Raw genomic sequence first — 7,091 nt, forward strand, 5'->3', positions numbered from 1 at the left:
CTTTTTCTGCTGCTGCTGTTCGCCACGGGAATCTCTTCCTCCCTGCTGGCGGGAACCACCGCCTTTCTCATTGTCTTTCATCGACAAAGAAATACGCTTGCGGGCCACATCAATTTCCAGCACGGTTACCTGTACTTTCTGATTCAGCTTTACCGCTTCATTCGGATTGCTGATAAATTTATTGGAAAGATGGGAGATATGTACCAACCCATCCTGCTTTACGCCAATATCCACAAATGCACCAAATGCAGTGATGTTGGTAACAACGCCAGGTAACACCATGCCTGGCTTTACATCCTCCATTTTATGAATGCCTTCGGCATATTCAAAAATAGAGATCTCGTCGCGCGGATCGCGGCTCGGTTTAGCCAGCTCTTTCAATATATCTTCCAAAGTAAGCAAACCTACTTCCGCATTCACATAGTCTTTCGGATTGATCTGCTTCCGCAGCTCTTCTTTTGCCATCAGGTCCTGCACAGTACTGTGCTGCTTGTTAGCCATTTCTTTGATCAGGTCGTAGCGCTCAGGATGCACGGCTGAATTATCCAGTGGATTATCGCCGTTTTCAATACGCAAAAAGCCCGCGCACTGCTCAAATGCCTTGTCGCCCAAACGGTGTACTTTCTTCAGCTGCATACGGTTGCTGAAGGCGCCGTTCTCTTTGCGGTACTTTACAATGTTCTCAGCAAGGGAAGGACCCAAACCGGAAATATACGCCAGCAGGTGCTTAGAAGCAGTGTTCAGGTTCACCCCCACGTTGTTCACACAGCTCACCACTACGCGGTCGAGGCTTTGTTTCAGCGACGACTGGCTAACATCGTGCTGGTACTGGCCCACGCCAATAGCCTTGGGATCTATCTTCACCAGCTCGGCCAGCGGATCTATCAGCCTGCGGCCAATGGAAACGGCCCCGCGTACGGTTACGTCGTGATCAGGGAACTCTTCACGCGCTACTTCAGAAGCAGAATATACCGATGCGCCGCTTTCATTCACCATAAATACATTGATCTTTTTACCAAAATCAATTTTCTTCACAAACTCCTCTGTTTCGCGGCCCGCAGTACCATTACCAACAGCAATGGCTTCGGTATCATATCTGGATGCCCACTTCTTCAGCAGGGCTTCCGCATCGTCTCTCTTGTAATTTTTTTCCAGCGGGAAAATAACATCGTTGTCCAGCATATTGCCCTGGTTATCCAGCGCTACCACTTTACAACCTGTTCTGTAACCCGGGTCAATGGCAATAACGCCCTTGGGCCCCAATGGCGCTGCCAGTAACAGCTGGCGCAGATTTTCTGCAAACACTTCGATCGCTTCCTGGTCCGCTTTTTCTTTGGCCGCCGCCCTGAACTCGTTCTCCAGGGAAGGACGCAGCAAACGCTTGTAAGCATCCGCCGCCGCTTTGGTTACCTGTTCTGCCGCCTTGCCTTTGCCGGTTACAAATTGTTTATTGATCAGCGCATTGGCCTCCTCTTCTTCCGGTGCAATGGAACTGAACAGGATACCCTCGTGCTCTGCACGTAATATTGCCAGCACCCGGTGGGAGGGCATCTCCCGCAGGTCTTCTGAAAACTCGAAATAGTCTTTATATTTATCGCCTTCGGCTTCTTTTCCTTCTACCACTTTAGATGTGAGCTTGCCGGTATGGGCAAATAACTTACGCAACTTATCACGGCACTCCGCATTTTCATTGATCCACTCCGCAATGATGTCGCGTGCGCCTTTCAATGCCTCCTCTGAGGTAGCCACCTGCTCATTGATAAATGTTTCCGCCGCCGCAATATCGCCGTCCTGCTGCTCAAACAACAGGGTGGCCAGCGGTTCCAGCCCTTTCTCAATAGCCACCGTGGCACGGGTTTTACGCTTGGGCTTATAAGGCAGGTAAATATCCTCCAGCTCAGCCAGTACCCACGTGTTTTCTATTTTGGCTAACAATTCAGGCGTCATTTTTTCCTGCTCTGTGATCGTTTTGATAATAAAATCGCGACGGTCATCCACCTCCTTATAACGTTTCTGCAGGTCTTCAATACGGCCTATCTGCACCTCATCCAGGCTGCCGGTGACCTCTTTACGGTATCGGCTGATGAAGGGAACCGTAGATCCTTCGGATAACAGGGCCATCGTGTTTTCTGCCTGTTTACCGGAAATACCCAGCTCCGATGAAATAAGCGCAATGTGTTTCGGATTCATAAATCAATACATTTTGGGATTTTTTGATGGCCGGACAACAGCTTTCGTAACCACAAATCACTGCTCCCGGATCATGAAATCGCTACCTTTTAATAGCTCGCAAATGTAACTAAAATGGCCTTTTTACCAAGAAAAAGTATTCCCCATTTTTATACATCTGCATCTGGTTCCCTGGCCCCGTTCCTGCCCGGATTCATCTCTGAATATCAAAATCCCCAAATGATCCCTATTTTTACAAAATATGGAAAAGACAGCTACATTCGATCGCCTCCTGCAGATCATGGACGATTTAAGGGAAAAGTGCCCCTGGGACCGCAAGCAAACCATTCAAACGCTTCGTCAGCTCACCATCGAGGAAACCTATGAGCTGGCGGACGCCATTACGGATGAAGACTGGAAGTCCATCAAAGAAGAACTGGGCGATATCCTTCTTCATATTGTTTTCTACGCCAAAATTGGCTCGGAACAACAAAAATTTGATATCAACGACGTTATTAACGGTGTATGCGATAAACTCATCCACCGGCACCCGCATATTTACGGCGATGTACAGGCCGAAACGGAAGAACAGGTAAAGCAAAACTGGGAAAAACTCAAACTGAAAGAAGGAAAGAAATCCGTACTCAGTGGCGTTCCGCTGTCGCTGCCCGCCCTGGTAAAAGCAATGCGCCTCCAGGAAAAAGCAAAACAAACAGGCTTCGAATGGGATAACACCGAACAGGTATGGGATAAGGTAAAGGAAGAAGTAAATGAACTGGAAACAGCTGTTAAAAGCGGGAACATCAAGGATATGGAAGATGAATTTGGCGATGTGATGTTCTCTTTGGTGAACTATTCCAGGTTCCTCAATATCGACGCGGAAAACGCCCTCGAACGCACCAATAAGAAATTCCAGCGCCGATTCCAGGCAATGGAAACACTGGCGCTGGAACAGGGCCGCACGCTCAACGACATGACCTTAACGGAAATGGATACACTCTGGAACAAGGTGAAAGCCACAGAGCAATTATAAATCTTTCTTTAATACACCCGGATTGATCGATACTAAAGAAATACGGCTTTTTTTCCTGCGACATGGCTATCTCCTGATCATTGCTGCCTGGTTGTTCACCTTCGCCTTCCTGTTCAGCAACTATTGGTCTTACTACTCGTCCCCGCAGGGCGTGAAACGCAGCATGGAAAAAAGTATCCATCAGCGGGAAAAAACATTCGAAAAACTGGTAAAGGATACCGCTGTTACCAGTTCCCTGTTCCAGCGCAGCTACGACCAGAAAACACTGGACAAACTCACCGGCATGGAGTACTACCTCTTTGCCTACGATTCCAACAGTACCGGCGCCTGGCTCACTTTCTGGAACACCAGCCAGGTACAGCCGGATGATCAGCAAACCACACTGGAAGAAGGCGAACAGTTCATGAAGCTGAAAAACGGCTACTATGAAGTGATCACCCGTAAGGTGAAATCAGCCCCGGGCAGGGCCCAGTACCTGGTAGCGGCCATTCCCGTTCGCATGGAGTATGCCATTAAAAACAACTACCTGGTCAATCACTTCTACAATAAGGAAGAACTGGGGGAAGAATACAGCATCCTGCGGGAACCACCCCAACTACTGGTATCCGAACATATTACCCTCCCGGTGAATAACGGGAAAGGCCAAACGTTGTTTTACCTGGACTATAACGCCGGTATGCATGTGCATCCCTCCAATAACCTGAGCATACTGCTGCGGATATTGGGCTGCATCTGCGTGCTCATATTCCTGAACCTTTTTGCTACCCTGCTGGCTAAATCCACCAACCCGCTGTATGGGTTCCTGTTCCTGTTCCTTATCGTATTCGGAATGCGTGTGCTCAGCTACGTATACCCGTTCCCGTTTAACCTGAAAGAACTCAATATCTTCGATCCCCGGATCTATGCGAAGGATGAGATCTTCTATTCGCTGGGCGACCTGCTCATCAACGTATTGCTTACCTTCTGGATGATCCTGTTCTTCCGGGAACACGTAAAAACCATCAACCCGCCGGTACTGAAAAAACGATGGGCGCAGAGCCTTGTGATCATCATCGCCAGCCTGATTCTCTATATCGTGGAGCAGTTCCTGGCAGATCTTATCCAAAGCCTCGTAATAGACTCCAAGATCTCTTTTGATGTAACCAATCCTTTCAGTCTTACGGAATACAGTATCATCTACAGTATTATCGGCTTCATGGTACTGGGCTTCATCTCCTTCAGCTTCCTGTTCTTCTCCCAGATCATCAACTACCTGCTGAATGAGCTTACCAATTTCCAGTACCGTACCAAATATATATGGCTGGCCGCTGTAGGAATTATCTGGCTGCTGTTCCGTATCCATAACCCGGAACTGTCCTTCTCCGTTACCATGGTGATCTGGCTGCTGCTGTACATTGTGCTGCTGGACTTCCTGGCCGATCGTTTTGAAAGCAGTATGGCTACGGTACCTTTTTTATTCTGGCTCTTCCTGCTCACCATTACCACCTCCGGCGCACTGGTGCATTATAATAATCATAAAGAGTTGTATGCACGCCAGAAACTGGCGGAAGACCTGTCCAAACAAAAGGACCCTTACCTGGAAATGCTGCTGAATGATATCGGTAAGAAGATAGAACACGATGAAGCTATCCAGTATTTTTTCCAGGACCGCAGCAGCAGGATCCACCGCAAAGCAGCTTTCGACAGCCTCCTGCTGAAGTATTTCCAGGGATACCTGAGCAGGTTCCGCGTAAATATTTATGCTTATGATGAAAACGGTACATCACTGTTTACGGCTGATACGATCAGCCTGCTGACTTTTAACCGGCAGATATTTACCGAATCGGAAGCTTCTCCGGCACTGGTACCCGGTAACGATCTTTACTATTATGAACGCAGCTTCAACGATTACAGCTACATCGCAAAAAAAGAATTTCATAATGCCAATGGTGAAGTAACAGGCTGGCTGGTGTATACACTGGCGCCCAAACCGGTAAGCAGCGAAAGACTGTATCCTGAACTGCTGGTGGAAGGCGACCTGAGTGATCCAGGCCGTGAATATGCAGGCGCCTACTCATATGCGGTGTACGATAAAGGCATCCTCGTAACCAACAGCAACGATTTTCCTTTTCCCATCCGTTTATATCCGCATGAGCTGCCTGCGGCAGATGTCAGCGTAAAATCCATCAAAGGTTACTCGGAACTGATCTATAAGGCCACTCCAGAAAAAGTGGTGATCGTGGTGAAGGAAAACAGGACGTTCGTGGAGTTCATCACACTGTTTGCCTACATGTTCTGTTTATTCCTGCTTATCATTGCAGTATACAAGGCATTCGACCTGCTCATCAAAGCAAGGATGCGGCTTAGTAACCTCCGCGCACTGATCGATATCAGTATCCGTAAAAAGGTACATGGCACCATCATTTTCGTTGTTATCTTCTCTTTCCTGATACTGGGTATCACTACCATCAAATTCTTTATTTACCGCTCTGAAATGCAAAACCGTGAACGGCTTAGCAAAACTATGAGAGACGTAGCCAAAGATGTGGAAAAGGTATTTGAGAATCAACGGGACCTGGACCAGGTTGGGGATATGTACGATTCAGAACTGGTAAAAAAACTCACTAATTCCCTGTCGGATATCGCCAATGAAAGGGCGCTGGATATCAACATCTACGACCGCGACGGTAACCTGCGGCTCACTACACAGCCCATGATGACCGACAAAGGACTGATCTCCCCGAAAATAGATCCGCAGGCATTTTACAGTTTATACCGGATGGGACAGATCCAGTTTATCCATACGGAATATATTGGCGTGATGCCGTTCCTGTCGGGTTATATGCCTTTACGCAATCATGATACGCATGAAGTGATCGCCTATCTCAACGTTCCTTATTTTGCCACGCAAACAGAGCTGAATCAGCAGATATCGAACTTCCTGGTGGCCCTGATCAATTTCAATGCTTTCATTTTCCTCATCGCCGGAATGGTGGCGCTGCTGATCACCAATTCCATTACCCGCTCCTTCTCGCTGGTAACGGAAAAGCTCCGGCATGTGAACCTCGGCCAGCGTAATGATGAAATAGAATGGGATAAGGATGATGAGATCGGCGCATTGGTAAAGGAATATAATAAGATGGTACGCAAGCTGGAAGTGAGTGCCGTGCGACTGGCAAAGAGCGAAAGGGAAGGGGCCTGGCGTGAAATGGCGCGGCAGGTAGCCCATGAGATCAAGAACCCGCTTACGCCTATGAAGCTGAGCATTCAGTATCTCCAGCGCGCTATTGCCGGCGATTCGCCTAATGTGAAGGAGCTGTCGCGCAAGGTTGCCGGCACGCTCGTAGAGCAGATAGAACATCTCTCAAACATCGCGTCCGATTTCTCGGCTTTTGCACGGATCGGCGAACCGAACAATGAGGAGTTCCTGCTCAATGAGGTATTGTATTCCCTCACATCATTATACCAGGGACATGAAGATTGTGAGGTAACTTATGTGGAGCCTGCCCGCGACTTTTATTTATATGCAGATAAAACGCAGATGAACAGGCTGTTCACCAACCTGTTGCTGAATGCCATCCAGGCCATCCCCGACGACCGCAAAGGCCAGATCGTGGTACGTATGCAGCTAACCTCCGACAGCCACGTTATTGTGAGTGTATCCGACAACGGGGAAGGTATTTCTTCGGAAGTACAGTCACGCATTTTTGTTCCCAACTTCACCACTAAATCATCCGGTACCGGCCTGGGCCTGGCCATGTGTAAAAACATCGCCGAACAGGCGAGGGGAGAGATCTGGTTTGAAACCAAGCTGAACGAAGGCACCACGTTTTATGTGAAGCTGCCGTTGCAGGGGCATTAATGCAGCGGAGTTTGTCTGACTCAGGATTTTGATGATTACGCTGATTAC

At 48.3% G+C, this 7,091-nt stretch carries 3 protein-coding genes; 2 read left to right on the forward strand and 1 reads right to left on the reverse strand.

Going from position 1 to position 7,091, the window contains the following annotated elements; genetic code table 11:
* Positions 1-2,190 (reverse strand): Tex family protein (locus tag VN105_RS15000; protein WP_325642275.1); only part of this gene is annotated, 2,190 nt, incomplete at its 3' end.
* Positions 2,191-2,431: 241 nt separating this feature from the next.
* On the opposite strand from VN105_RS15000, the gene mazG reads away from it, so the two are divergent.
* Together mazG and VN105_RS15010 are read left to right on the forward strand one after the other, a co-directional pair.
* A complete protein-coding gene (gene mazG, locus VN105_RS15005; RefSeq protein WP_325642277.1) occupies positions 2,432-3,202 on the forward strand; it encodes a nucleoside triphosphate pyrophosphohydrolase in 771 nt (256 codons plus the stop codon).
* 22 nt (positions 3,203-3,224) lie between these two features.
* The gene (locus VN105_RS15010; protein WP_325642279.1) at positions 3,225-7,043 is read left to right on the forward strand and encodes a sensor histidine kinase; all 3,819 of its coding nucleotides are present in this window, start codon (positions 3,225-3,227) and stop codon (positions 7,041-7,043) included.
* The last annotated feature ends 48 nt before the right edge of the window (positions 7,044-7,091 follow it).

The organism is Chitinophaga sp. (assembly GCF_035564935.1).
GTDB lineage: Bacteria > Bacteroidota > Bacteroidia > Chitinophagales > Chitinophagaceae > Chitinophaga.